The organism is Acinetobacter gerneri DSM 14967 = CIP 107464 = MTCC 9824 (genome assembly GCF_000368565.1).
Taxonomy (GTDB): domain Bacteria; phylum Pseudomonadota; class Gammaproteobacteria; order Pseudomonadales; family Moraxellaceae; genus Acinetobacter; species Acinetobacter gerneri.
In genome coordinates, this window is the sequence record NZ_KB849528.1 from 8710 (window position 1) to 9223 (window position 514).

1 protein-coding gene is annotated in these 514 nt (G+C 37.7%); it reads right to left on the minus strand.

All coding sequences use genetic code 11. The annotated features are described in order from the left end of the window. Positions 1-253: 253 nt before the first annotated feature. On the minus strand, positions 254-514 hold a 261-nt coding region (locus F960_RS00250; RefSeq protein WP_004846801.1), incomplete at its 5' end, for an inorganic diphosphatase.

The following is a 514-nucleotide window of genomic DNA, read 5'->3' on the forward strand; positions in this document are numbered from 1 at the left end:
TATGTGCGGATACGACCGATATACGTGGCTCCGAAGCCAAAAGAATATGCGGTAAATCGGCAATACTTAAAGGATGTGTCATTTTTTTAAATGACTGCCTTTAGGGAGAGTATTGCCGAAACTCTCTCAACCGTTCACCAAAGCCAAAGCACGAAGTGCGACGCTTTGGGGGCGAGTTGAGAGAGTGAGAACATTTTCTTTTTAGGAGATTGTTTAGTGGAGGTTTACATTTTTAGCTTATTTTTTGCTTAGGCTATTTATGATTTTTTATTGCTTTAATTATTTCCATTCTTGCTTCTTCAATATTTCCCCAACCGTTAAATTTCATCCATTTGCCTTTTTCTAAATCTTTATAGTGTTCAAAGAAATGTTTCATTTGATCTAATTGAAGCTGAGGAAGGTCATTCAGATCTTTAACATTGTCATATAGGGGGGTGAGCTTAGAATGAGGTACAGCAATTATCTTTGCATCAATACCTGCTTCATCTTCCATATACATGACTCCAACAGGGCG